Below are 24,826 nucleotides of genomic sequence, written 5' to 3' on the forward strand. Positions count from 1 at the left end.
AATAACGATGAACATGAAACTTTGTGTGCTGGCTATTGGACTGCATTTGATTACGCCATGCGTTTTCGCCGATCAGTTCAACGTCAATTTGCCTCAGGCGAATAGTGGGGCGCTGGGGTATGGGGCTGATGTCAGCGGGGCAGTATCAGACAAACTATTTTATACGCTCGGTGGCGGCTCTGTGATTTCTCAGCCGGCGACGCGTATCAGTATGGAGAAGTTGGGTGTGGATCTCGGTTGGAGCTCGGATCTGCAGTGCGGTAATTTCGACCTGAAAACAACGGTTGGCAATCAGTTGAATGGGGTGACATCCGGATTCAAAAATCTGATGGGGGAAGTTATTCAGGGAGCGACTGGTGCGGTGTCTAGTTTACCCGGCGCCATTATTCAACGAGCGAGCCCAGGACTTTATGACATGCTGACTAACGGAGTTCTTCAGGCAAATGTCGCATTTGATAAAGCCATGTTTAACTGCCAAAACATGACCAAACGAATGATGGATTTTTCGGATTCCAGCAAATGGACCCAATCAGCACAGGCTGATGAATACAAGCAACTGGTCAACAGCGGAAAAGCGGATGCCATTCAAACGGATAATGATTCCCAGAAACTCACCGGCAATAATGGCCAAAACTGGATTGGTGGTCAGCGACGTGGTGGTAAAGGACAGCCTGCTATTCGTCCGACACATGATCTGGTCTCGGCGGGCTATAACATGATGAATAGTCAGCCGGTGTTGAGTACATCTTCCGTCAGTACCAGCAATTGTACGGGCTCTGTTTGTCAGAAATTCCCCAATGCGGAGGAGGCAGCAAAGGCCGTTGTCCAGGTACTTGGCGATCGCTCGATGCGGACCTGTAAAGTTGCCTCTGAATGCACCAGTGGGGATGAGGCTCAGCAACCCGGTACGACTCAGGCGGGAACGGGATTTGCTCCTATGTTGGAGGATGCGACGAAAGCGAATCTGGAACAACTAGCGAAAATGGTTAACGGGGTAGAGAAGCCAACGGCTGCAAATCTGGCCAAACTGAAAGCCGGAAGCCTGACTATTACCAGTGGCGTTATCCGTGCTTTACAACGCGACCCGGATAATGCCGCGTTAACGGGGCGGTTGGCCAGCGAACTGGCGATGGCGGATACGGTTGATACGGCATTACTGATGCGCCGTATGCTGATGACTGGAATGTCTGAGCCAAATGCCGCGGCTCAGGAAGCTGCTGTTGATGAAGGAACCCGGCGTATTGAGTCGCTCGATCGGGAAATTAATGCACTGAAGAACGAGATGGAACTCAAGCGCGAGCTGGCACGTAACTCAGTGCTGACCATCATCGAACGGGAAAACAGTCGTGTAGAAACCAACCCGCAGAAGCAAATCCAGGACAACACGGATACGCGTTTCAACCAGATGACTATTCCTGCCCAGAGTAATTAGCTATGTCTGAATCTAAAGAGACACTACCTCAACCTTCTCTGAAACGGCTACGCCAGGGAACCAAAGTGCTGCTGCTCGCGCTGGCATTCAGCTCTGGCGTTATGTTTATTGCATTTCTGATCGCGAGTATTGGCTTGTCCTATTCGGATGAATTCTTAGCGCTACGCCACTGGATGCAGCGAACGAGCACTGGCTGGTTGGTCTGGCGGTTGATGCTGTACAGCGCGCTGGGATGGGGACTCTGGAAAATCTGGCATGCGCCAGGATGTAAGCCTGAGTATAAAGCGTCGCTGAAACGGATGGCCATCGTGAGCGCGCTGTTTTTGTTAGCGTGTGAATACGCCATGTATATCGATACAGGGGCGGCGCGATGACCGCGAACAGCTATCTCGAGTATTTTCTGACACTGTTGGGCTGGGTCATTAATAATGGCCTGTGGAACATTCTGATTGGTACCGGGCTTTTTGCTGCGCCGCTGGCGTTTAAAGTTGTTGGTATCTGGATGAAGGTTAGGGAAGAAGGGGAGGATGAGGGTAACAAGGGGATGCTGTCTTTGCCTCGCATCGAGAACGCACTCTATGGTGCGTTCTTTGTCATGCTGGCTTGCTGTGTACCACTGATTAATTTGAGTCTAAGTACCATGCAATACGATACGTCTCGGGCGAAAATGTGCGGAACCTGGACAACGCAGTCTCCGGATGAAAGTGGATATTCAAGTGTGGTATCCAGCCTCGGCGATCAGACAGCTGCGGTACCCTTTTGGTGGGCTGTCGTACATCGCCTGTCAAAAGGCGTAACGCAGGCTGCGGTCGCAACCATTCCTTGTCGACCGGATTTGCGCCAGGTTCGTTTTGAGGTGCAGAGGACCAGCATCAGCAATCCGGCTCTTGCTGAAGAACTGCAGGACTTTACCAACGACTGCTATGCGCTCGCGCTATACACGTGGAAGCAGCAAGACCAGGGGGCTACAACGGATAAGGATGTGCTGAAGGACATCGAATGGCTAGGCAGCTCAACATTTCGTTCCCGCTATTATGGTGAACTGAACTCAAAAATGCCGCGGTCAAATTTTCCCTGGAGCGATGCCAGGGACAGTGGTCGGCCGAATACGGGGCGAGGTGGTTACCCCACCTGTAATGAATGGTGGTCCACAGCGGATACCGGTTTGCAGGATAGGGTAGTCAATCAAGCTGATCCTGGTATGTGGCTGCGTCTTTCTGCTGCACTGAAAATGATGGGGAAAAGCACGGCTGACTATAAAGAAGCGGTGATCAGGCGCCTGGTGAGTCCTCAGAGCCTAAATATCTCTCAAGGGGGGCAGGTTTACGCTGGTTACGGGGGTAATGCGGACTTCACTACGATGAATACCGTCAATCGGTTTGGTGCCATTGCCGGCGGCGCGTTGGGAAGTCTGGGAGCATTTCCGGCATTTGATGCCATGCGCCAGGCGCTACCGATGGTTCAGGCCATATTGTTGATGGCTGTCTGCGTCATGCTGCCGTTGGTTCTGGCTTTTGGTGTATATGAATTCAAGGTCGTGATTACTTTAACGTTCGTGATATTCGCGCTGAATTTCCTGACGTTCTGGTGGGAACTGGCACGATGGCTCGACAGCTGGCTACTTGAAGCACTGTACAGCTCGGATACCCACAGCCGATTCAATCTGGCTGGTTTTCAGAACACTTCTGACGATATGGTCATGAACTTTGTGATGGGAACGATGTTTATCGTTCTACCGACTCTTTGGGTGGGGGCGTTATCGTGGGCTGGCGTAAATATAGGAAATGTAATGTCAAATGCGATCGGTACTGGTGTGTCTAAAGCTCAGAGCTCTGCTGAGCAGGCGGGAGGCGCAGCATCAAAAGGAATTAGTTCATTCGCCGGAGGAGTTAATGAGGGCTCGAAATAGTCAAAAATGAAAGGGGGAGCGTGAGCTCCCCTTTAGTTCTAAAGTTGTTTCTATAATTATTGATTATAGTTTTTAACATCATCACCGTAAGGACATCCGTGATAATGGGGGTCATTATGGGGATGGCTTAAATCAAAGTAGTCAGTTTCTTTCGATGACTCGAATGTCGAAAGGCCAACAAATCCATCTGTGCTATGGTTTTGTTCCGCTGCCTTATTGGAGATGTTTCCACAGAGAATCGATGCCAAGCCCGCAGCAAACAGTAGAACAACTGAAAGGATTGCACTTCCTAGTAGTATTCCAGATACAAACAACACGAGTCCTGCGACAACAGGAATGTGACCTATCAGCTTGGGTAAATGGTTTTTGGTCGCCCATCTTACGCATGCCATATCCAATTGTTTCAGGCGGTTTCTGGTACCCTTCCAGATACCTGCAGCTTTAAGTCCACGCTTATAGGCTTGGTTCTTTGCTGTGCTTTGCATCTGAATATCCTTCTCAATGGAATATCTCATGGTTACATTTTAGTCTAGTGAAGGACGCAAATCCATCAAATTAAAAGGGATTAAGTTACCTTTTATTAATTCCTGCGTTGATATTTTTCAGTAACGTGACCGCATCACTGCCGGCATCTGAAACTGCACCTCACTTCCGTTGAACTGATGGACTTGTTCCCCATCAACGCCTGCAACACTTTGTTTAGGTGAATTTTTAGTGTAGTCAGAACGGAGTATCATCCGGATCAACACCGATATCCCATGGCGATTGATCAGGAACAGGTAAGGATTTGACATGGCACCTCTCCCGCCTGACTGAGTCACTGGAATATTCAAAGCGGGCGGCTCTGATGTGATGAACACTGACCGAAGGCAGGTCAACTTCCAGCGCAGGCTCTCGATGATCCTGAAAGTGGGGCAGGAGTTCATCCTCATTTACTTCTACTTCCGGTTGGGAAGGAACTTTCCCTTCCTGCACAAACTCTGTCACACAGAGATCCGGCTCCCACTCGTCTTCATTGTACTGACACACGAAATTGATTCCGCAGTCTTTCTGAGTCGGAAGCCTCTGCCAGCGCACACGGGAAGCCTTGTGGAACAGGACGACATTGTAGCTGCCATCCGCCACAGGACCAGCCAGTTGTACTGACGGATAAAGGATCCCATCAAGGTTTAACTGGGCTGAATCTGCCAGGTATTCTGCAATGACCTGGGTCGGGATATAGCTAAAGTCCTCATCTCCAGGCAGCACAGGGGTTACAAGCCGACTGGTCAGCGACCGCAGAAAAGCTGCCTGTTCGCGTTTTTGGATAAAATCCGGATCGAGCATGCTGCCACTGTCCAAGACACTCTTGAGCGCAGGGAGATTCAGCAACCTGAGTGGACGGATCAGGCTGAACTTCGCGCACACAACATCGCAACCTACCGGTGGACGTATCTCTGAAATGGTTGTTTCCACTGAGCTGGCGCCATAAAAAACAGAAATTCCCTTGGCGCTCATACGGTTTGCACCACTGAACCGGTGAGGCGGCGGACCTAACTCTCGATCAGGCGTTACCATCATTTTCTCCAGTTCATCCTGGTTGCGGCTCCATCGGGAACGGTAAAGGAAAGTAACGCCAGTACCTGGTCCCGCATCGGTGATCACTGTTTGTTCCCCGTCTACTTGTAAGCTATCCAACCCGCTAAAAATACCGTCAAGCGTTTTCCGGACAGAGTTGTTGATATAGCGAGATTCGCTCTTAAGAGAGGCCACGAAAATTGCCCACATGGAATCCAGACGTTTGGTGCTCACTTTCCGGCGTTCCTTATAAAATGAATCCGCCGCAAATTCGGTTTCCTGCCCACTGTAGTCATGATGGTCGAAGCTTGCGTGTTTTTCCTCAAGGACCTGTTGAATATCTTGCGCTACAGCAGGGCACGTCTGCAGCAGCTCTTCAATGACCTGAACGATAGGATCCCCATCACGACACCAGTCATGTTCAGAGTGTCTAAGCATGGCGTATTCCAGATCTGAAGGTTCTTCCGACGTACGAAAAAAATGCGCGTCAAGGGCTTGTTCAGTCAACTCGCTCACAACGGCAAGGGTAAAACAGGACTGTATATTGCCGCAGTAATGACAGGTATGCCGCATGCCGTCTGCCACTATATGGGCACAGAGAAAAGGTTCTTTGATACAGTTTGCGCAAATCCAGATCTTATCGGGCTCATTGCTGCACATGGGGGATATCTCAGGCAGGGAATTAGTACTCGACATATTATCAGACTGAGCCTGGCCAGAAAGTATGCTTCTGATTTTTGGGGGGGCGGATCTCAGGAAAAGAAGAGAAAGATTAATGTCAGAAAAGCACTAATTAACATTGATTACTGTGATTAATGGATTATTGCCTGTGATGCAAATAACAGCACTCATTCAACCCCATCAGACAATAAAACAAGGATGGGAAATTTTTTCAAAATCTTCATATCAACCGGCCTTTAAGGCCGTACCGCATTTCCTAAATACAGTTTTAGAGAAGGAAAATTCTATGACTGTATTTTTGATGGCGGTTGCCTATGGCATTTTTAAAACGGGTGGTTTCATTTTATTAGTGGTGAAGGGCTATCAGGGCTGGACCTGGTTCTTCAAGAACTATGACGACCTTCCCCATATCTATCGCTCACGCTGGCGATACCAGAGGCGATTCATTTTTAGACGCATCTGGAAGCGTATCTTCAATCACTGATAATGTTATCGAGCGGCATCCCGAGCCCAGCCAGGCAGCACAGGCAGCACCAAGTGGTGAACACCATCCGGGTCTGGCCGGATTTCCATTTGCGGATGGTGCGTTCGTCCACATCCAGCCGGTTGGCCAGTTGGATGTCAGTCAGGGGGATCAGCCCCCGAACCAGAACGATTTCGTGTGCTGAGGGTGCCTGCCAGTGTTCTCCGCTGACCAGTGTGTACCCGTTGAATGTTTCGGCCTCGATCAGCCCGTACAGGTACTGTTGATTTTCAGCGTTCATTGTGGCCTTATCAGGAATTCCGTGGAATAAGGAGCGACCTGACATCCACAGTGGCATCTTCCGTCTCGTCGTTTTCACTACCCTGTGTCAGCTCATCAATATACTGGCGAATTTGCGCTGTCTGTTCCAGGTAGCGACACAACTGGAGGGCAATTTTTACTCTGTCATCGGATAACTTACGCCCCCGGAATGCATCTGACCGAAGCTCTACAGGCGTTTGAGATGAGTATTTCTTGTGGTAGATGCTCATCACCTCATTGTGCAGCTTGGCAAAACTCATATTGTTTTTCAGGTGCAAATCATTACTGTAAATGTCCCAGGCAGTGTCTAGGTCATTTTGTGTAAGTAATATCCAGCCATAAAGAGTCTTGCTTTTATCTATTTCACCATGGTACACGTTGCCACAGCTGTCAGCATAGATGTACTCTCTGAGCAGCGTTCTGAGCCGTTCTTCCAGAAGACCGAGTTTAGTTCGTAGCTGCTTCTGGACATTGTCAATCTTGTTATGGATGGCCAGATTCAGTGTGAGCATATAGAAAAACAGATTGATATGGGCCTCGGTGACGGCGTTAAAACGACGTTCCGCCTCCCCATCCGGCAGATTTTTTATACCCAGTTCTGTTGATAGACGGTTTCCGTGGTGCTCCAGTACCGCATAGAGCCTTGTTCCATGATGTTTCACCGCACGGAGTTCGTCCTCGGATGGCATTTCGAAACACCCATCATACAGATCGATAAACTGCTGATAGGTTATGCCGGCATTTTCAAATCGCTCATCTCTGATGGCGTCCAGTATCCGTGTTACCTGCTGACGGACTTCCCACTGAAAGGCTTCCACATCAACATCATTGTAGATGAGGGTGTTCGACTGCATCGCTATCAGGTAGGTGGGGAGCATTTCCGGCACACGCTGGTTGGAAATGAGCCTGCCGGTGCTTGTCTCCCTGATCGGCTGACGTGGCTGTTCCTTAACAGCCTCTCCGGAAGCAAGTTTCCTCTCAATATCAGACCGCTTGTGTAATTCGCTGGCCATTCTTATCTCCATCTGTGTGCAATCAAAGTCGTGTAATTAAAGCTTATAGCCCTTCCCCACGCAAAATTTCCGCTTATGGCTTTTTTCGGATCTCCGAAGAAGAAAAGGATTATTCCCTTTAACGCAACAAAATCACGGCATTGTGCCAGAAAATGGATTAATGCAATTTATTTCACAGTAACAGCTAATAATTACAGATTCAGGGAAAACAATGGTAAAGCAAAAACGCTTTACATAAAAGGTAAAGCAGATATGCTACGCGAAAATGTAAAGCAATAATGCTTTACGGTGAATGTCCGTAAGAGGAACACGACTATGCCGTTAGCCATGATTAACGCCCGCTTGGATGCGGCGCTGAAAGAACGCGTCGATCCGAAAGTTCAGCAACTGGGGTTCTCGGCCACCCAGGTCATCACCGCGCTCTATCAGTTTATCGACCAGAATGACCGCTTGCCATTTGTGATAGAAAACCGGGTCTATCGGCCAGAAGAGGCGCTGCAGAATACTCTCGATGGTCTGCTGGCTGCCCGGCCACACTTGGCGGAAATAGCCCGGCAACTGAGCGAGGATACGCTGACAGAAGAAGCCCGCCAGAAATACTGTCAGGCGCTGGCCATCGATATTGGTATGATCAAAGACAACATGCGTCTGTACGACGGGAACGGGCGTGCGGGTGAACATCTGCAGCACTACGTACAGTCTTCGCTCGCCGAAGCCTACCTGGCGCTGACTGTCTGCCACAGCATCCTGGAGGATGATCCGAACCGCTATGGACAAACCCTGTTTCTGAAAAAAGAAAAAGTCTTTGCTGAAGCACTGGAAAGGGCTGAAAAACGCATGACCGAGATAGGTCTCCACCAGTCCGGGGGCGTGATTGCGTCCTGTACCCATGAGGGTACACACTGTACGGTCGAGGTTTACCAGCCGGAGGGATACCAGTATGGTACCTGGCAGATCCGCGCGATGCTGAAACCCGGCCGCAAAGGGCAGCCCTTGCCCGCGGCACTGAACTGGCAGGGCTTTGCGTTCCCGAAAATACCGGCTCATATTTTTAATGTGGCCAGCCCATACAGCACGCCGGTGAGTGGCAAGCACGGCATCGAGATCGGCTTCCAGTTCGTGGAAGGGTACGCCTTCTTCCACCTATACTCGAACGGCACGGCTGAGGAAAAAAATGCCGTCAAAGCTGACGAGCTGGCCAGCAGGCTCTGTAAGTTTGTGGATCAGGAATTGACAAAGATCATTGTCGCCTGAACCATTTGCCACCGCTGGTGTGGTCGGAATTCTGAAAGAAAAAAGCCACCCGTAAAGAGTGGCTTCCTGAATATGAGGCCCTGAGCCTTCCCGGGACTGAGCCACTGACGGAAGGGAGAGCCGTTTTTTTCGGTGACATCCCCCGCATGGCGGCAGATGCTTTAAATAGGGTATAAATGAATTTTAACGCAATGAACAAGAGATTTCCAGACCTATGCGTATAGACCGACGTCTTGGCAGGGACGCACTCACCGAGCGTCAGCTCTATTTTACGGAATGCTGGTCCAACTTCTGCCATAAAAACAGTCCGGACACGGATCGTGTCGGATACAGCAATACACTCAGCACCATCCGGGAACTGCTGTTTCTTTACGACATGGAAGATCGTTTTAGTGCTGATAAAAAAAGACTCCGGGTGGCCACTGAACTGCTCGAGCTGCTCGAGACCGATCCGGTTCTCAGGAGAGCCGCATTTGACGGCATTCCCGCTCAGCTGACAAGTCTTCTGGACCGGGATCTGTTGGTTGATCCCACGCGCAGTCCGGTGGAGAAGCGACAGCGTCTCATCTGTAGCCTCTGTGTGCAGTTGGCGGACATCACCGAGGCTCTATATGTCACCGAGGCCCTTGAGATGCTTGAACAGGAGCTGTTTACGGAACAGCAACTGGAAGAGATCAATGCGCAGGAGATTTATGCGCTCACAAACGGAATAATGAGTGTTCTTCTCACCCGGGGAATGACGCTCACGGAATGTTACCTGCTGTACATCAATATTTTTCGAAATGTAAGTTCTGAGCCAGACGGTTTCCGAGCCGCCTTTCATTCGTTTCGGCAGAAACTGGTAACTCCGACCAGGAACATCACGGTCCGGATGTTTATTACCAGTGAGAAACTGCACACCTTGCTTAACACGCAGGGACCCACGCTGCAGTTTAACGGATGTGTGTTCCGACCACTTGATGATGCCCGGTCACGCTTTTCCCTTTCTGTCGACATCCCGGTCTGCTCAATGTCTGACACATCAGCGCGTAATATGGCCGGCCAGATGCTCCGTGAATCACTGGATGTGATTGCCTACATGGCGGGTAAAGGGGATATCAACGTCCAGAAGCCGTTCATCATCATTCGGGGGGAGGGAGAAACAGAAGTGGCACGCTTTGATAATGAAATCGAGGCAAATGCGGACCGGTTAACGGACGAGGAATTTGCGCGCTTTATGGTTGCGATGGATCGGCTGTTTACTGATACACCGGACGTGTCCCGTAAAAAAATCAGCTCCGCGTTTCGGTTTTTCCGTAATGGTATTGAGAGTCAGGTCCTGGAGAGCCGTTTCACCGCTTACTGGTCTGCACTTGAATCATTAACCTTAGGGGTGGCGCCCGGCACGCCGTCACATGAACAGCATGTCATCAGCGTTGTGGTCCCCTGTATGGTGCTGGATTATATTGTTAAACAGCTGTTTTCGCTGCGCCAGGTGCTCCGATTTATCCTGCGGGAGCCGGCTCACCCCTTACGCGCAGAGGAAGTTGCCTCACTTCCGCTGGGCCAGCTTTACGCACTTCTGAAAGATGCGGGCCGTGCCCGTGAACTGCAGGTCGATTTGCAGCGCTACCCCTATGTCATGTACAGGGTGCAGAAGCTTGCGGGGATCTGCGTGTCCCCCGACAAAATGGCGGATAAATTGGAGCAGCATGCCGAGAAAGTCACCCGGCATCTTCACCGCCTGTACATGCTGAGAAACACCATTGTGCACAACGCGGGTACCAGCCCACACATTGATCTACTGACGGTAAACCTTGAACACTATCTGCGGGCAACCATTAGCGCGTTGTTTAATATTGTGGTGATCCACCCTACAGTCAGTACCGCTGAGGAAGCATTTACTCGGTGCCAGTTCACAGCTGAGTCGGTTTTCAGGGAATTGAATCCTTTTTATGGGATCACTGAAAAGAAAGCAGTCGCAGCCATTGAGAAACAACTGAATGAGGGGACGATATCCCGTAGCGACACCCGTCTGATTGCGTGGCTGAATGCACATCACTGATACGCAGGCATACTGGTGGTGTGATCAACGGCCGGGTAGAAGCCGCTGGTAAGACCGAACCGAGCCGCGATACTGGAAAAGACGCAGAGGCCGCAGTTTGATCTCTGCATCATTCATTCGGATGTTCTGGCTGTCAGAACCTCAGTGGCGCGTGGGTACCGCTCTTCGGTCGCGGGTGCCATAAGGGCGACTTTATCCTTCAGCTAAGAATACGTTCATACCGCGAACGGAACGCTTTTTCCCCTCCCTCCATTTGCCGGCATATCAGTGCCTTCAGCGGCGCTTCCTGTAGTGCACCGCAGAGTCCCGGATACAGGCCAGCCCGATCGTGCTGCATACTGATAACGTATTCTGCATCGCCGTTAACCACGATAGGGGCAGAGTGCGATACGATAATTAGCTGCCGACGTTTCTTGTTCAACATAATGGCAGGGATCACGCTCATGCTCAGCATTAGACAGTCTAGGTCATCCTCGGGTTGATCCAACAGAAGCGGATCGGTGCCATATGATAAAAGGAACTGCAACATGCTCGCGCCCTTTTGTCCTGGAGAGGCAGAGGAAATATCTTCCATCTGCCCCCCTGGTGCCCGGTATCGGATGTGGATGCCGTCATCGGGATACCAGCATTGCAGCGCATCCATCTGCTGGTCATTCAGACTTCTGAGTCGATTCCGGAAAGCACCGTGCAGTCCTGCGCCCGCCCCTGGAGCTTCTTGGCGGATATTCTGATGCAGCGCTTTCAGCTCGTCCAGCGCCCTGTATTTATTCTCTGTCGCAGCAGGCAACGGGCTGAATGGACGCTGGCTGACAAAGTTGTGCAATAGTCCACTCCCGTCTCCGTTATCGTAGATACGTTCGCCAAAGTTACCGATCCCGGTTACTGCCTGGTAACCCGATACAATGTCTTCATGCGGTGCACAAAGGGGAAGGATTTTGATTTCCAGAGCGCTAAGCGACAGGGAAGACAGAAACGCTTTCCGATTATTTGTCAGTGCCATTCGGTGGGCACGCATTTCAGCCAGCAACTGCTCAGACCGTGCAACTGAGGCAGAGATCGCCCCGTCAAGGCCCTCGTAATTTATCAACTCATTTTGCAGCGACTCACAGCGCGCCATCAGTACGTTGAGGACATTAGGATCCAGTCCCTGAGCCCGCAGGGCAACAGCTTCACTTTCTACTACAGCTTCCTGGCCACTCACTGCTGTTCCGAGAGCAGTGAAAGCTTGTTCTTTCCTGATGTCGCCGAGCTCTGCAGCACATTCTGACAGGAGAGCGTTGAGCCGTTGATCGCACTGCTGTTGAACATACGACAGGCGCACCATAAATTCCGTCAGTGCGTCGGAAGGCTCCGGCGGGGTAATGGGTATTTGCTGCGTTTCTGCCGCCAGAGCCTGAAGGGCTGCAATATGCCGCTCATAGTGTTCCAAGGGTAAGGTTGCCGCAGAGAGTTCGCCCCTGGCCAGGGCCAGCTGGCTGCAGACTGGGTAATAGGCGCTTGACTGCAATTGGCTGACGGCACGCTTAGCATCGGATAATTCCCCCAGCAGCGAGCCCGCACTCACCTGCTTGGCACGAAGGCCCCGCAGTGTGATTTGTTCATTCAGATATCCCCTTTCCAGTTGATCCCAGCTCTCTTTCCACGCCCGTTTGTTCACCACCGGACTATCGTCACAGACACGCAGAAATGCGCCAGTGTCCGACGCCAGCTCATAGAGCATTTTCTGGCTGTAGATCGAGAGTGGAAAACGATCGGCCGACCAGTGGCTGTCAGATACCCACTCACCGTCGCTGAGGGTATATAGTTCATGGTTACCACCAGGTCGCCAACTGAGTCTGAAATCTGTACCCTCTTTGCGGAACACACATTCGATGAAGGAATCCTCTACCATTCCGGACTCACTGAACTGGTTCAAATTTCGACTCTGGACTGTAGTCAGTCCCTCGGTCTTGCGCATCGCAAGACGAATACTTTCGATGAGCGTGGACTTACCGCTACCCCGGGAGCCAATAACGGCGTTATAAAACGGACTGAATTCCACTAATGCCGCGTCCTGATCCGCAGGTCGACAGTGACGGGTTCTGAACTTCAGGCTGCGCAAATGCAAAGCCGGTTCCTTTGGTGGGGGCTGATCGAAGAGCACGCAGTTTTCCGAATCCAGCAGTGCATGCCTGAGGCCGTCAAAGTCAGGAGACGACATCTTCAGCCAGCAGGTACGAATGCCAGCTTGTTCAGGATGGTGCGCATCGGAGCCCCGGAGTTTCGGCAAGTTTTCAATCAGCCTTCGATGAGTACCGTCGGTAATGTCCTCGACCCTATGCCGAATCTCGACAGCGTGGGGATTTGCCTCAAAGGCCGCGTTCAGCTCTTCCTGATTAGTCAGGCTTTGCAGGGCGCCTTTGGCCGCATCAATGTGTGCAAGAATACAGATAGCCTCTGGATTACGGCGGATATTACTGATGATGCCTGCAGGTCCCAACTGAAGCACAAGCTGGTGATTAAGGGCATCACGCGGAATGGGGGAGTTGTTGTTGCACTGGGCCAGAAGTCTTTCGACATCGGTACTGGTACTGTGCGTGTGCAGCACCGCTAGGATATGGACGTTTCCGGTTGCCGTCAGCTCCACTCCAGGGAAAAGCGTCAATGGCCGAAAGTCAGGAAGATCGCTGGTACTGGCATCCTGAGACATTTGAGCCAGCTCATTTTTTAACGTGTCAATCCAGGATCCACTATTATGATCGCTGATGATAACGCAGTCGACCTGCTGCCGCATGTAAGCAAGAAGCCACTCTCGGGGGGTAATATTCGGAACTCTGTAATCATCTGAGGCCGGGGTATGATTATGAAAATCAAATTTGTACCAGCGTGATCCTACCGTCATTGTTCCATTCCCATGTCATTCCAGCAGTCCCTCAACTATAGATGCATTCATATGTAAGTGCTGAAACATTTCGTCATAAAGTCTCAGGTTATTATGTTCCCTCAGCCTCAGCCCCTGGATATCCCCCCACACACCATCAAAGCAGTTGGTAATATTTGGGGCTCCCACGCAAGCTGTAGCTTCTCGCTGGCTGCGGCCTATAGCTCCGCACCTAAATCGCTTGGCAGAGAATGACAATCCGATGGTATTCTTCGTATTACACATTTTATATGTACGTGTTATACGATATGTATTCATTGTGAGCGGCGCGAATGCGCTTCCGGGCTACGAGAAGGGAAATTAGAACAAAAAGAGGAGTTAAGGTATGTCAAAACTACCTATAGAGTGTGTTGGCGATTTTCTAAAAATAATTAATGAAATATCTAAGAAGAGTAATGATGCACAACTTTATTTTAGAGGGCAATCAGATGCATCTTGGGGTATTGATTCTTCGTTGAGTCGCTTACTCAATGATAGTGATATCCGGCCCTATGCGGCCGACGGTAAGTCTCCTGAGTGGCAGGGCGGGATTCCACTTTGCTTAAAACGCATACAATTCAAGAAATTTGATAATACCCATATATTAATAACCTTTTATCAATCGGTAATTATGTATCTGACGTGCATTCTTTGAACTGAAATCGTATCTATTTTGAGCATAATAACCACACAAAGTGAGTTAGATCTCGCCCTGCCTGAGTGGGGGCTTAAAGTTTCTCGAAGTAGATTGGCTGCAGATTTATTTGATAGCTTTAAAGACAAGTTTGTTCTTTATTCTGATACAAAAATAATAAAAGATTATGTTCTTAATGATATTGATCTTCATGTTATGGCTCAGCATTATCAGTTGCCTACAAGGGTGGTTGATATTACCAGAAACCCCCTTATTTCCCTTTATTTTGCCACGGAGAAATGTGAGGAAGGTAAAGATGTCTCTGTTTTTATATTAAAGGATGGTTTTGAAACAATATCGAGTAGGTTATTTTTAAAAAAATCCAAGAGGCAAAAAGTACGTATGGTAGCTTTTTTGAGTTAATTATTGATCATGTTGATACTACTCTTTCTTTTTATAAGGATGAATTGATTGAAAATATAAAAAAACATGAATTTATTCACTCATCTTCTAATGGGGCTTTATTTTTATGTGGTTGTAAAATGCACCCTGTAGACTTAAGGTCTTTATGTTTTAATTGGGGGGTGATCGTAATGATATTTTTCTAAAGTTGAAGGAAATAGCATTTGAAAATGGTTTTAATTATGGTCAGTCACATGCTTTAATTGAGCTTTTTAATAATAAGCTTCAGGTTATAGAGCCTTTGCCTATTAACCAGAGAGTAAAAAATCAACAAGGTCTTTTGTTGTTTTCACCATCTATTGATGAGCCGGTTTTTTCAAAAAATTTCTTTTCTGAGCTAAATACAATTGATGGAATTGAAATGAGTGAACAGCTAGACCAGAATGCTGCATGTTATAAAGTAGTCATTAGTTATCAGTTTGTGGATGCGATAAGGAAGGAGCTTGAACGCTACGGAATTAGTCGTGATTTTATTTACCCTGAACTTCAGAATTTCACCGATTACATGAAAGGGAAAATTATAAATAAATACCTTAATTAAGGTTTGTTATTGATTTTTATAACCCAAAATAGTAACTCTATTGTTATCCACATATCCACATATCCACATATCCACGGACAAATAAGCCAGTGAGTCAGCGCCCACCAAAGGCGATGGCGAACGGAAGCGGTCGGCGAGTGCCGAGCCGACTTTGTCGGTGGGTATGTGGGTAACTATTTGACGATCTCGAATTGCGTTGTTAGTATCATTTTCGCTGTACCATCGTCCACTCGGACGATCACCAATGATCCGTCAGCCTGTGAGGATCGCCTTCGGGTGGCTGTAAACACTTCTGTAGCCTGCAAGGAAGAACACGCTCAGTTGCGTGTGGTAAATCTGCCAGCCTTTGGAAGCAGATATCACCAGGTAGTCTAAACGCCGTTGCGAGCGTGGTGATGAAGGTCCGTTTATCCACTCAAATACTGGCTCGTCTTAGCGAGAGCAGCCCGATAGCTTCAGCAACAATTTGATGTTGTTCGGAGTTTTCTGTTTTACGCACGATTCAAGATACGAATACGTCTAGAGCGACGTCCGACCTTTGCACGCACGTATAAGGCCATTTGGTACATTTGGCCGCTTACGGGAGTCGCAATGGAAGGTCGAAGCTGCGCGGCGTCACTTGTGCATGAGCAACGCGAATACCAAGTGACGCGCGCGCGCGTATACGGTCAGAGCTTACGCACTGCCCGATAGACGGTTCTTCTACCATCTGACCAACACGTAGTAACGGTTTTTAGTACGTATAAAGACGTTTTACTAACCGTTTAATGGTCGTTCATTTAACAAACAGTCCGAATGTATGAAAGACATCATCATGAAGACATTTCAATTAGATAGAGGAGGTAATCAGCACGACATCGATGGCGACGCCAGCAACAACTGGCGTGTGGAGGTAGACTGACGAAAGTCAGCCCGGCGTAAGCCGCGAATGGGTAACACCCAGGGTGCCTTGCAACAATTCAACATTTCGCCCCCGATGCACAGATGTCTGCTGAGACGCAGGATGCGCAAAATCAAACCGTGTCGTCGGGGATGAAGTATCTATTTTAGCTCTCTTTCAGAAGGGAGCCGGTGAGTTATGTATTCCGTTCACACGGACGGAATACATAACTCACTTCATTGGATTTGGAGAACTGTATGGCTAAGTTAAACAAGAATCTTGTGACGTTGGCGCGGGATGGTGGCGGTAGTTTTAAAACACTTAATGACCGCATGAAAATAGCCGATCGTTTTGCAGAACGATTAAAACGTTTGAATGTGCAAATCAGGGATGCGAAGCATATTAAGCCTCGTCATATTGAAATGTATATAAGAAGCCGTCAGGAAGAGAAAATTTCAATCAGAACGTTGCAAAATGAAATGTCAGCAATACGATCTATCCTCCGTGCAGCGGGTAAAACTATTATGGCTGACCCTGAGAATGAGAATTTGAGTAATAAAGCACTGGGCATTTCTGGTGCGAGTCGTGACGGTTCAAAAGTTGCGATCCCAGATAGTGTATATCAGAGCATTTTAGATAACGTGAGTGCTGCTGATAAAGGTGCAGCTGCTGCCATGGAGTTATCTCGTCTTCTTGGCTTACGGACAGAGGAAGCTATTCAGTCTGTTAAATCTCTTAAAACATGGCAGAAGGCTTTGCAGAATGGTGATGAGAAAGTTAGAATTGTTTATGGCACGAAAGGAGGGCGGCCCAGAGATACGACAATTATTGAACGTGAGAAGCTAATCAATGCAGTGAATAATGCATTACATATTACGAGCGAAAATAACGGTCGATTGATTAACCGTCCTGCTTTGCATTTAGCAATTGAACGGTATCGTAATATTGTTAGGGAAGCGGGGCTTGTCGGAAAATATGCACCTCATAGCCTTAGGTATTCCTATACCCAAGATGCAACAAAGCTACATCTTAAAAATGGATTTAGTAAAGATGAGTCTGATGCATTAGCTTCCATGGATTTGGGGCACGGTGATGGTCGAGGCCGCTATGTTGCACGTGTTTATAATAAAGTTGATCCTTCTCAGTGAGAGAATTTCAAGAAGAATTTTTGGCGGTTTCATTGTAAATCGTCAACGCTGCCAATCTTCCTTGTTCTGTTAATGCATAGGACAGTTTTAATTTTTCGTCTCTATACTGTTCAACAAAACCATTTTTATGTAGTGTATGACAGGATGTTCTTAAATGATTTGGATATAATGTCGCACTACGATTTCTACTTATCATAGAGAATAAGGCCGTAGCTGTTACAAAATGTTGGTGGCCTTTTTTCTGCTCAATTGCATACAGTAGAAACAAGACATCACGTTGATTTCTTGAAATACGCATACTTCCCCCCTCTTATTCGTATCAGATACGATTAAATATTCTTCCCGCAAACAGTTCAATGCTTTATTCGTATCTGATACGAATAATTTAATTGGCTCAGGGATAGTTGAGAATATATTGAATTTAATTCCATCTTTAAGTATGTTGAGCGGGCTAACCTGTCGTCTCTGACGACCACCAATGATCTAGTGGCTCGTGAGGATCGCCTTCGGGTAGTCACAAAAGAACACTTCTGTAGCCTGCAAGGAAGAACACGCTCAGTTGCGTGTGGTAAATCTGCCAGCCTTTGGAAGCAGATATCACCAGGTAGTTTAAACGACGTTGCGAGCGTGGTGATGAAGGTCCGATTTTACTAACCATCAATCAATCCCTCCGGGAAGCTACTTCCCGATTGCAGGGGTGTGGTTTTCCAAATATTTTATTTTGGAGCAACCACAATGAACTCTTCTACTGCCTATCGTGATGGATACTGTGCAGGTCAGTTGTTGCTTTCACTGAAGAAAAAAGTGAAAACGCGGCAGCATGTTTATAAGACCTACAGTTTCCTTCAGCTGTTACTCATCTGGGGAAGTGCTGTCATCGTCTTCTGCTTTTTTTATTTGAGCAGACTCGGCGGTTTTCAGCATAAGCCTCAGCAAGATGAACCGATGGATACTGCTGTTGAACCTGTTACGGTTTCGACAGAACAAGCATATCCGGAAGACTCTTTCTAACACCGACTTTAAGCCAGCAACCCAACGGGAAAAATATCTTCCCGTCTGGGTGGATGTTCTCCCGTTTTATCAGGAGAACATCATGCAAATGGTCTTACGTCGTACGAGTAATTTTACTGAGCGTCTGTCTGCGTTGCTGAAGAAAAACACACAGCGTAACGATGCATTTATTGGTGAGTGGATACCTAATCGCTCTGGACATATGAGATTCCGTGCGCTGGTTTTTCGAAGCGATTCGGAATGGATCTATCAAATAGAAAGTTGTACCGGGTGGTTAGGCTCAGAATCTTACCAGTTCGACTCTCATGCCTGCGCCGATAATACGTTTCCACAGCGTCACGAGGCAATCAAGGTTGCGCAGCTGCTAGCAAAACAGTTAGCAACTCTGCGTTACCGCTTCCAGTGACTTAGAACACCCACACGGGGATTTATCCCCACGTGGAGATAAATCCCTTTTCGTTTTGAACCGAAAAAAGGATTTATCGATGCATGATTTCAACACGAAACCTTTCGTCTCGCGCCTTGCCATTCTGCGACGCGATGATGAATTTCTACAACGTTCCACAACAGACCTTATCAGGATTGTTTCTGATATTGAGTCTGTATTGATGGAAGCGACTGCGTTTATGCGTCTCGGCATCGATACGATAGATTGGGACGATTTGGCGCTGATGACACTTAACCAGAAAAAGATAGCGTGGGTTGCACGGCAGACCGGTGAAATTATCAACCTGGAACTGCTACCGCGTAACTTTTTTGACAATTACTTCGCAGATATTCTTGAACTCGGCCTTTCTGTTAATGCTGCTTTGTGGCAGCGCTATTTTAATAAAGGCCTGAAGGATGCTGCCCGTATTCATGAGGGCCCCAATGCCAGTATTTGGCTCATTGACTACTACCTCTACACGCTCAGTTTAGATATCGAGCGCAACTGGTATGAAGGCCGGACGTTCTACTAACCGACTGCCATATCGTGACTTAACCCATGCGGGATTTATCCCGCTGGGGATAGATCCCTTTCACATTGAAGCATCTCGTACCTTGAACAAGGATAGCCAAAATGGCTGATGGCATTGTTTTTGTTTACCCGGATAACAGTTGGTTTTTTGCTAATGAGGTACCGTCTTGGTTGGGAGATGATCGTATCACCTTGTATCCGGGCGACATCGAATATGCAGAGGAATACCAGCTTGTTGTTAGCGATAGCTTAACGTATGACCAGTTAGCAGAACGACTGGTTCAAAAAGGTCTTTAGCGCCAGGCGTGATGAGATTTATTTTCAACTTAACCCATACGGGGATTTTTCCCCTGAGGGGGATAAATCCCTTTTCAAATTGAAAAAAGGATTTATCCATTATGAATACTTTACTTAACCGTCTTGCTCGTAATCGTCATTCTGTCGTTGACCTGCTGTGTGTGATTTCTGACATAGAAGGAAAATTGATGGAGATTGGTGCATTCGAGGCAATTCGGATCAACTGTTCTCCTGATGAGGATGGTTTTACGGACAATGACTATCAGATTTTCGAAATCGCAGAATGTCTTGGCGAAACCGTTGGGCTGAATTTTATCCCTGATAATTACAGTCATTATTTGAATGATGTGATTTCACTGGGAAACAAAGTTGCCCAGGGTTTTTGGGATAAGGCCTTTCAGAATGGCGTCCAGGAGGGTAAGCATACCTGCTGGGAATTCTCTTCCTGCCTGGATGGCGATAGCGATTTTGATGGTTACATTGAGCGGCTCGGTCGAGCACATTGAATACAGTTTTTGATGTATTTTTTGTTACCTAACCCATACGGGGATTTTTCCCCTAAGGGGGATAAATCCCTTTTCAAATTGAAGAGTGGATTTATCTATGAATACTTTACTTAGTCATCTTTATCGTAATCGTCATTCCGTCGTTGAGTTGCTTTGTGTGATTTCTGCGATAGAAGGCAAATTGATGGAGATGGGGACATTCAAACAGTCTGATATCAACTGTCTACCTGATCATAGTGGCACTATAGGCCATGATTATCTGATTTTCGAAATCGCAGAGTGTCTGGGCAACACCTTTGAGTTGGGCTTTATTCCAGAGAATTACAGACATTATTTTGATGATGTGATTTTGCAGGGAAAGAAAGCTGGTAGGGGATTCTGGGACACCTATTTTCACTATGGTGTCACCGACGTTAAGTATACTCGTTCGGGTTTTTCTGATGAGGCTGCGCACATTAAGTACCTTAGCGAGTCAAAAGTTATAAGACTCATTTTGAGGGACCAATGTGTACGGATTGTTCCCAACACTGGCAAGCCTTTGCTTGAAGGTTGTTTGATGCACTGACAGCCTGTTTTACGTTAATTATCGATCTACGATAATTTTACCTTTCCCCCACGTGGCAATGCTTTTCGCCACGTGGGGGAAAGCATTCGCCCGTAAAAGGTCTTTTATGCGCGAATTAACATCTCCCAACACCACTCTTTATACCGATCGTGAATCACGTGTCATCAATATCGCATTGGCGCTTCTTGAACGGAGAGTCAGAAAACTGGAAGCCATGACGTCTCCTGAAGTCGTTAAAGCATACTTGCGTCTCAAGCTGGAGCATATTGAACGAGAAGTCTTTGTCGCTATGTTCCTGAATAACCAAAATCGATTAATTTCCTGTGAATTCCTTTTCGCCGGAACAATTAACAGTGTGGAGGTTCATCCAGGTGAGGTTGCGCGACAAGCGATTCGATTGAATGCGGCTGCGGTCATCTTTGCCCATAACCACCCGTCGGGGAATGCTGAACCCAGCAATGCCGATCGGGAAATCACTGAAAAACTGGTTAACGCACTCTCTCTGATTGAGATTCGTGTACTGGATCACGTCGTAGTAGGCCACGGTGAAATGGTGTCGTTTGCTGAACGCGGCTGGTTATAACCACATAAATACTTTCGTCTAATCAGACGTTACCCCACGGGGAGAGTCCTCTCCCGTACGGGATAGCTCCCCCTTTTTTTATTACCAAAAGGAGAGTTCATGTCTCAAATCACTCAAGAGGTTCCCACTCCGGGCGCTTCATTTACACCAGAGCAGGAAGACGCATTGTGTCAGCTCATACGTCGTGAATGTTTTCGGCGTGATCGCAATGCACTGCTGAAGCTGCTTGGTTATCTCACGTTGCTGAAAGTCGCCGGTTCTCTGGTGCTTTTAGCTGTTGTCCTCGCACTTCGCGGATTAACGCATTGAAAGGAGCAGATATGCCAACGACTTTACACATACTGATTGTTCTGTTTACAGGGCTGTGGTTCATCGTGCGCTGGGCGAGCAAATTGTCTGCGCGAGCGCTTGTCTGGCTTTATCAGACCTTGCGACAGCGTTCAGAGCCCATGGAATCGTCAGCTCATCGAATAATTTATACAGGGAAGTGGCTGCTTGCTGACGATCACCAGTGCTGTGGCCGAGCAATCGTACTGCAACACCGGCACAGCTATAAGCCTGGTGTCGAACTGCTGTATTTCGGCGAGGAGGCAGCTGAACCGTTTTACGGCGAACGTTATATGGATAGCGAGGACGAGGCGGTTGATACAGCATTGGCCATGCACCAGAAGTTATTACGCAATGTGCGCCAACGACCTAAACCTGAACGGATGCCCGCTGTCGTGACTATTTCGTCAGCTGCTCAGAATGATGAAGCAGCATGATTGGGCGGCCGCAATCCTCTCCGGCTGTTGCCATTGATGACAGCGCCTGGGAAAGACTCGTCGCGTTTACGCCCGAGCCGGCATGTGAGACTGAACGGCTGCATCGTCTGATTCGCCATGCATTAAAAGCACTGGCTGCGAGTACTCGCTCAGAAATAGCAACCGGCTACTTTTGTTTACCTGGTGACGGCAATGAATCGACATCGTTGTGGCAGCAATTTTATCTGCGCTATGAGAATGATGTTGTTCATATCAGCCTGACTGACTAACTCAGCATATTACTAACCCTGACGGGGACACCCGCAGGGGTGGACCCGTCTTCTTTTATCGGAGTCCATACCATGAGCTTACTGACCACTAATGAACACCAAGAATCGGCCCTGGCCACGCAAGGCGCAATGAAGTCTCTGACGCGAGAGCCTGGTGTTATTGAGCGTACACGCAGTCATTTTTATAGCTGGTTGCAGGCTGAGTTTGATCGCCATTACAACACGATTCGTGACGGAGGCTATCGTCGATTTCTTGAGGATCAACATCCGACAGAGCTGGAGCGTTTTGATGCAGCCTATGAAGCATTGCGACGAGAAGAGTTTAGTCGTTTTGCAGAGCTTCAGACGTTGGGGTTATTTTTACATACCCAGGTAGCAGAGAAAGAGGCGTTGTTTCGCCGCCGGCGTAACCGGTTCCTGATGGCCATGTCGGCAACGGGGATAATCACATCCTCTGTCATTTGGGCTTATCTTCACCACGAGCAGTTTGTGCAGTTGTGCCAGCAGGCTGTTATTGCGGGTCATGCGATTTTGCAACTGTTCACCACTGTACTCTGATTTTTGATTTTTCCTGAGGGAGCCATCCCTCAGGGGATGGTCCCGATTTTTGATGGAGACCATAATGAAAACTTTCACATTACAGGATGCTGGTGACATCTGCAGGCTGCTAACAGAACGTCTGATGCAGAGTGTCAACGCTGATACGGTGCCGTGGCGGCAAAGTGTTATTCGTCACGGTATACCCGTTCACGCATTGAGCGGGCAGGGGTTCACTGGGATTAACGTTTTATTACTCTGGCAATCAGCGTTACAAAACGGTTTGATATCAAACCGTTGGCTGACCGGCGATGACCTGCGTTCTCTGGGCGGCAGGATAATGCCCGGACAGAAACCAACCACGGTCGTCCGGTATAAACCGTCACTTTCGCTGTTTCGGGTTATCAACATTGAACAGTGCGAGGGATTATCCGATATGTTGCAACCTGGATGGCCATGGCCACCGTCGCCCGTTCCTGGCATGGAACGAGTAGGGGAGTGGCAGTTTGCTTCTCAGGTTCCGGTACTTTTCAGCGCACAGCGTCCGGCGGTTTATCTTCCTGACAGCGATCGCATTGAATTACCTGAGTCCGATGCGGATAGCCTGGCCGCACTGCTTATTCGTGCAACCGGGCATCCAACCCGGCTTGGTCGTTTTACGGTGCCGAATGACTTACCTGACATAAACACGTACCTGCAGGAGGCGCTCATCGCTGATATCGGACGGGCGTTGCTTGCAGCACGGGCTGGTATACGTCTTGCCGGCGAACCGATGTGGACGGGTGAACGAGGTTCAGATCCCTGGATACTGTTTAAATCTGCCTCTGAGGCGGGCAAGGCTGTCGACTGGCTTGAAACTCAGCGTCAGCGGTTGACGTTGTTGCCATTCGACGATGTTCAACATTGGCAGCAACAGGCTAATCATCTGCTGACTATGCACTATGGCCAGCAGTTGGATGATACAACGCTAGTTTGTGACAGCGTGGTTCGTCAACATTTACGTTACAACATTTCACCGAGTAATGCGGTAAATGCGTTGGCACGGATTTATGACTGGCCGCGGTGTGATATGCCGACGGCATTGTTCACGCCAGAGTTGAATAGCGTTGCTGATGCATTGGCGCGTTTCTCACTGAATCCCGGAAGTCTGGCTGTTCATCGTGTCGCCAGCGACATCGATGATAGCGACGTCGTTCAGGAGGTTCCGGAGCTTGGCACTGTGTTGCTACCGCCACCGTCTGCCGAATCGGTCGATGAGGTTGCAGCTAACGATGAGGAAGAAGGAGATGACCCGGATGATCCGGGGAATCTGTCTGCGCTTCCCTGGGTTGCTAATCAGGGCCGGAAAAATCCACACCGGGCAACGTTTATCCGTCAGTTTCAGGAAATTGCACCGTATGAAAACCGCTGGACGGTCTTCAGCGATTTTATTCACATGTCGGCAGCGGCGTTACATAACCGGTGCCATTTTGTGCAGGAAATCGAAGATGACTACATGCGGCGAATAAAACGTTACAAGACAGCTGATCAGCGTCGTTTTCCTGTGCTTTTCAACACGCTGGTCGACGGGATGGAATTCAGTGCCTCAGATTTTCTCGGTTCTGTTTTCATGGAACTTGAGCTGGGCGATCATCACCGGGGGCAGTATTTCACGCCGTATTCTGTTGGCTACATGATGGCGAAAATGCAATTGGCTGATGGTTTGCTTGCACTTACCAGCGGGGAACGGGATTTCATTACTGTTTCAGACCCCGCGTGCGGAGCTGGCGGCCTGGTTGTTGCGATGGCACAAGCCATGCTGGAAGCAGGCCTTAATCCACAGAAACAGATGATGGCCGTTTGTGTCGATATCGATCCCGTTGCGGCAATGATGGCGTATGTGCAACTGGCGTTATGTGGCATCCCTGCCATGGTGATTGTCGGGAACAGCCTGAGCATGACGTTCAGTCAGACCTGGCGTACGCCTTTCTGGATGATGTTTGGCTGGGAACGTAAATGGACCCGTGAACAAGAGCGAAAAGCTCAACAGAAAGTCGCCTGACATAACAATTTGACCCTAACCGGGCGTTTCTCCCGGAAGGGGAAGCGCCCTTACTTT

Annotated in this window: 28 protein-coding genes; 22 read left to right on the top strand and 6 right to left on the bottom strand. The window is 48.6% G+C overall.

Annotation, left to right across the window (positions count from 1 at the left end):
- Positions 1–7: 7 nt before the first annotated feature.
- From DMB82_RS02380 to DMB82_RS02390, 3 genes are read left to right on the top strand one after another with little or no spacing between them, the layout of a single operon-like run.
- On the top strand, positions 8–1,432 hold the full coding sequence (locus tag DMB82_RS02380) for an integrating conjugative element protein (RefSeq protein WP_161546678.1): 1,425 nt from the start codon (positions 8–10) through the stop codon (positions 1,430–1,432).
- 2 nt (positions 1,433–1,434) lie between these two features.
- Positions 1,435–1,806 (top strand): hypothetical protein, encoded by a 372-nt coding sequence (locus DMB82_RS02385; protein WP_116164470.1) that lies wholly within the window; start codon positions 1,435–1,437, stop codon positions 1,804–1,806.
- On the top strand, positions 1,803–3,341 hold the full coding sequence (locus DMB82_RS02390; RefSeq protein ID WP_116164468.1) for a conjugal transfer protein TraG N-terminal domain-containing protein: 1,539 nt from the start codon (positions 1,803–1,805) through the stop codon (positions 3,339–3,341). The genes DMB82_RS02385 and DMB82_RS02390 overlap by 4 nt, the downstream gene beginning before the upstream one ends.
- A gap of 56 nt (positions 3,342–3,397) precedes the next feature.
- On the opposite strand, the gene DMB82_RS02395 is transcribed toward DMB82_RS02390, so the two are convergent.
- Together DMB82_RS02395 and DMB82_RS02400 are read right to left on the bottom strand one after the other, a co-directional pair.
- Entirely contained in the window at positions 3,398–3,826 is a 429-nt protein-coding gene (locus tag DMB82_RS02395) for a hypothetical protein (RefSeq protein ID WP_116164466.1), read from the bottom strand.
- 235 nt (positions 3,827–4,061) lie between these two features.
- Positions 4,062–5,471 (bottom strand): RES family NAD+ phosphorylase, encoded by a 1,410-nt coding sequence (locus DMB82_RS02400; protein WP_228400036.1) that lies wholly within the window; start codon positions 5,469–5,471, stop codon positions 4,062–4,064.
- A 259-nt stretch (positions 5,472–5,730) separates the two neighbouring features.
- Between DMB82_RS02400 and DMB82_RS20755 the strand changes: the two genes are divergently transcribed.
- Complete coding sequence (locus DMB82_RS20755) at positions 5,731–6,063, top strand: hypothetical protein (RefSeq protein ID WP_374190921.1); 333 nt, start codon at positions 5,731–5,733, stop codon at positions 6,061–6,063.
- On the opposite strand, the gene DMB82_RS02410 is transcribed toward DMB82_RS20755, so the two are convergent.
- Together DMB82_RS02410 and DMB82_RS02415 are read right to left on the bottom strand one after the other, a co-directional pair.
- Positions 6,053–6,343 (bottom strand): korC, encoded by a 291-nt coding sequence (locus tag DMB82_RS02410; protein ID WP_116164460.1) that lies wholly within the window; start codon positions 6,341–6,343, stop codon positions 6,053–6,055. The two genes, DMB82_RS20755 and DMB82_RS02410, sit on opposite strands and share 11 nt — an antisense overlap.
- A gap of 10 nt (positions 6,344–6,353) precedes the next feature.
- Positions 6,354–7,376 carry a hypothetical protein gene (locus tag DMB82_RS02415; RefSeq protein WP_116164458.1) on the bottom strand — a complete coding sequence of 341 codons (1,023 nt, stop codon included), beginning with the start codon at positions 7,374–7,376 and terminating at the stop codon, positions 6,354–6,356.
- A gap of 315 nt (positions 7,377–7,691) precedes the next feature.
- On the opposite strand from DMB82_RS02415, the gene DMB82_RS02420 reads away from it, so the two are divergent.
- Together DMB82_RS02420 and DMB82_RS02425 are read left to right on the top strand one after the other, a co-directional pair.
- Positions 7,692–8,630 (top strand): type II toxin-antitoxin system RelB/DinJ family antitoxin, encoded by a 939-nt coding sequence (locus DMB82_RS02420; RefSeq protein ID WP_116164456.1) that lies wholly within the window; start codon positions 7,692–7,694, stop codon positions 8,628–8,630.
- A 214-nt stretch (positions 8,631–8,844) separates the two neighbouring features.
- A complete protein-coding gene (locus DMB82_RS02425; RefSeq protein ID WP_116164454.1) occupies positions 8,845–10,674 on the top strand; it encodes a hypothetical protein in 1,830 nt (609 codons plus the stop codon).
- Between the two features lie 199 nt (positions 10,675–10,873).
- Here the strand turns inward: DMB82_RS02425 and ppl are convergent, their stop codons facing one another.
- Positions 10,874–13,555 carry an anti-phage protein Ppl gene (gene ppl / locus DMB82_RS02430; RefSeq protein WP_116164452.1) on the bottom strand — a complete coding sequence of 894 codons (2,682 nt, stop codon included), beginning with the start codon at positions 13,553–13,555 and terminating at the stop codon, positions 10,874–10,876.
- 364 nt (positions 13,556–13,919) lie between these two features.
- On the opposite strand from ppl, the gene DMB82_RS02435 reads away from it, so the two are divergent.
- The 4 genes from DMB82_RS02435 to DMB82_RS02450 all read left to right on the top strand — a co-directional run bounded on the left by DMB82_RS02435 (position 13,920) and on the right by DMB82_RS02450 (position 17,238).
- On the top strand, positions 13,920–14,228 hold the full coding sequence (locus DMB82_RS02435) for a hypothetical protein (protein WP_116164448.1): 309 nt from the start codon (positions 13,920–13,922) through the stop codon (positions 14,226–14,228).
- A gap of 18 nt (positions 14,229–14,246) precedes the next feature.
- Positions 14,247–14,630, top strand: a complete 384-nt coding sequence (locus tag DMB82_RS02440; protein WP_161546677.1) for an FRG domain-containing protein — start codon at positions 14,247–14,249, stop codon at positions 14,628–14,630.
- Positions 14,631–14,784: 154 nt separating this feature from the next.
- Positions 14,785–15,210 (top strand): hypothetical protein, encoded by a 426-nt coding sequence (locus DMB82_RS02445; protein WP_116164444.1) that lies wholly within the window; start codon positions 14,785–14,787, stop codon positions 15,208–15,210.
- Positions 15,211–16,347: 1,137 nt separating this feature from the next.
- Positions 16,348–17,238 (top strand): integrase domain-containing protein, encoded by an 891-nt coding sequence (locus DMB82_RS02450; protein WP_116164442.1) that lies wholly within the window; start codon positions 16,348–16,350, stop codon positions 17,236–17,238.
- A gap of 7 nt (positions 17,239–17,245) precedes the next feature.
- Here DMB82_RS02450 and DMB82_RS02455 read toward each other — a convergent pair whose 3' ends face one another.
- The gene (locus tag DMB82_RS02455; protein ID WP_125176139.1) at positions 17,246–17,536 is read right to left on the bottom strand and encodes a chromosome segregation protein ParM; all 291 of its coding nucleotides are present in this window, start codon (positions 17,534–17,536) and stop codon (positions 17,246–17,248) included.
- 437 nt (positions 17,537–17,973) lie between these two features.
- On the opposite strand from DMB82_RS02455, the gene DMB82_RS02460 reads away from it, so the two are divergent.
- From DMB82_RS02460 to DMB82_RS02515, 12 genes are all read left to right on the top strand, one after another.
- Entirely contained in the window at positions 17,974–18,249 is a 276-nt protein-coding gene (locus DMB82_RS02460; protein WP_116164440.1) for a hypothetical protein, read from the top strand.
- An 82-nt stretch (positions 18,250–18,331) separates the two neighbouring features.
- Positions 18,332–18,655, top strand: coding sequence for a hypothetical protein (locus DMB82_RS02465; RefSeq protein ID WP_116164438.1), 324 nt, complete (start codon positions 18,332–18,334; stop codon positions 18,653–18,655).
- Positions 18,656–18,734: 79 nt separating this feature from the next.
- Positions 18,735–19,208: a hypothetical protein gene (locus DMB82_RS02470; protein ID WP_116164436.1), complete on the top strand. Its 474-nt coding sequence runs from the start codon at positions 18,735–18,737 to the stop codon at positions 19,206–19,208.
- 101 nt (positions 19,209–19,309) lie between these two features.
- Positions 19,310–19,504 carry a hypothetical protein gene (locus DMB82_RS02475; RefSeq protein ID WP_116164434.1) on the top strand — a complete coding sequence of 65 codons (195 nt, stop codon included), beginning with the start codon at positions 19,310–19,312 and terminating at the stop codon, positions 19,502–19,504.
- A 101-nt stretch (positions 19,505–19,605) separates the two neighbouring features.
- A complete protein-coding gene (locus DMB82_RS02480) occupies positions 19,606–20,010 on the top strand; it encodes a hypothetical protein (RefSeq protein WP_116164432.1) in 405 nt (134 codons plus the stop codon).
- A 97-nt stretch (positions 20,011–20,107) separates the two neighbouring features.
- Positions 20,108–20,575, top strand: a complete 468-nt coding sequence (locus DMB82_RS02485; protein WP_103972511.1) for a hypothetical protein — start codon at positions 20,108–20,110, stop codon at positions 20,573–20,575.
- Between the two features lie 106 nt (positions 20,576–20,681).
- Positions 20,682–21,158: a RadC family protein gene (radC, locus tag DMB82_RS02490; protein WP_116164430.1), complete on the top strand. Its 477-nt coding sequence runs from the start codon at positions 20,682–20,684 to the stop codon at positions 21,156–21,158.
- A gap of 99 nt (positions 21,159–21,257) precedes the next feature.
- Entirely contained in the window at positions 21,258–21,467 is a 210-nt protein-coding gene (locus DMB82_RS02495; protein ID WP_014700981.1) for a hypothetical protein, read from the top strand.
- A gap of 11 nt (positions 21,468–21,478) precedes the next feature.
- Positions 21,479–21,922: a hypothetical protein gene (locus DMB82_RS02500; protein WP_116164428.1), complete on the top strand. Its 444-nt coding sequence runs from the start codon at positions 21,479–21,481 to the stop codon at positions 21,920–21,922.
- Positions 21,919–22,191 carry a hypothetical protein gene (locus DMB82_RS02505; protein ID WP_116164426.1) on the top strand — a complete coding sequence of 91 codons (273 nt, stop codon included), beginning with the start codon at positions 21,919–21,921 and terminating at the stop codon, positions 22,189–22,191. The genes DMB82_RS02500 and DMB82_RS02505 overlap by 4 nt, the downstream gene beginning before the upstream one ends.
- Before the next feature lie 72 nt (positions 22,192–22,263).
- A complete protein-coding gene (locus DMB82_RS02510) occupies positions 22,264–22,749 on the top strand; it encodes a hypothetical protein (protein WP_116164424.1) in 486 nt (161 codons plus the stop codon).
- 64 nt (positions 22,750–22,813) lie between these two features.
- Positions 22,814–24,769: an ArdC-like ssDNA-binding domain-containing protein gene (locus tag DMB82_RS02515; protein ID WP_116164422.1), complete on the top strand. Its 1,956-nt coding sequence runs from the start codon at positions 22,814–22,816 to the stop codon at positions 24,767–24,769.
- The last annotated feature ends 57 nt before the right edge of the window (positions 24,770–24,826 follow it).

This window comes from Pectobacterium aquaticum (assembly GCF_003382565.3).
Lineage (GTDB): Bacteria > Pseudomonadota > Gammaproteobacteria > Enterobacterales > Enterobacteriaceae > Pectobacterium > Pectobacterium aquaticum.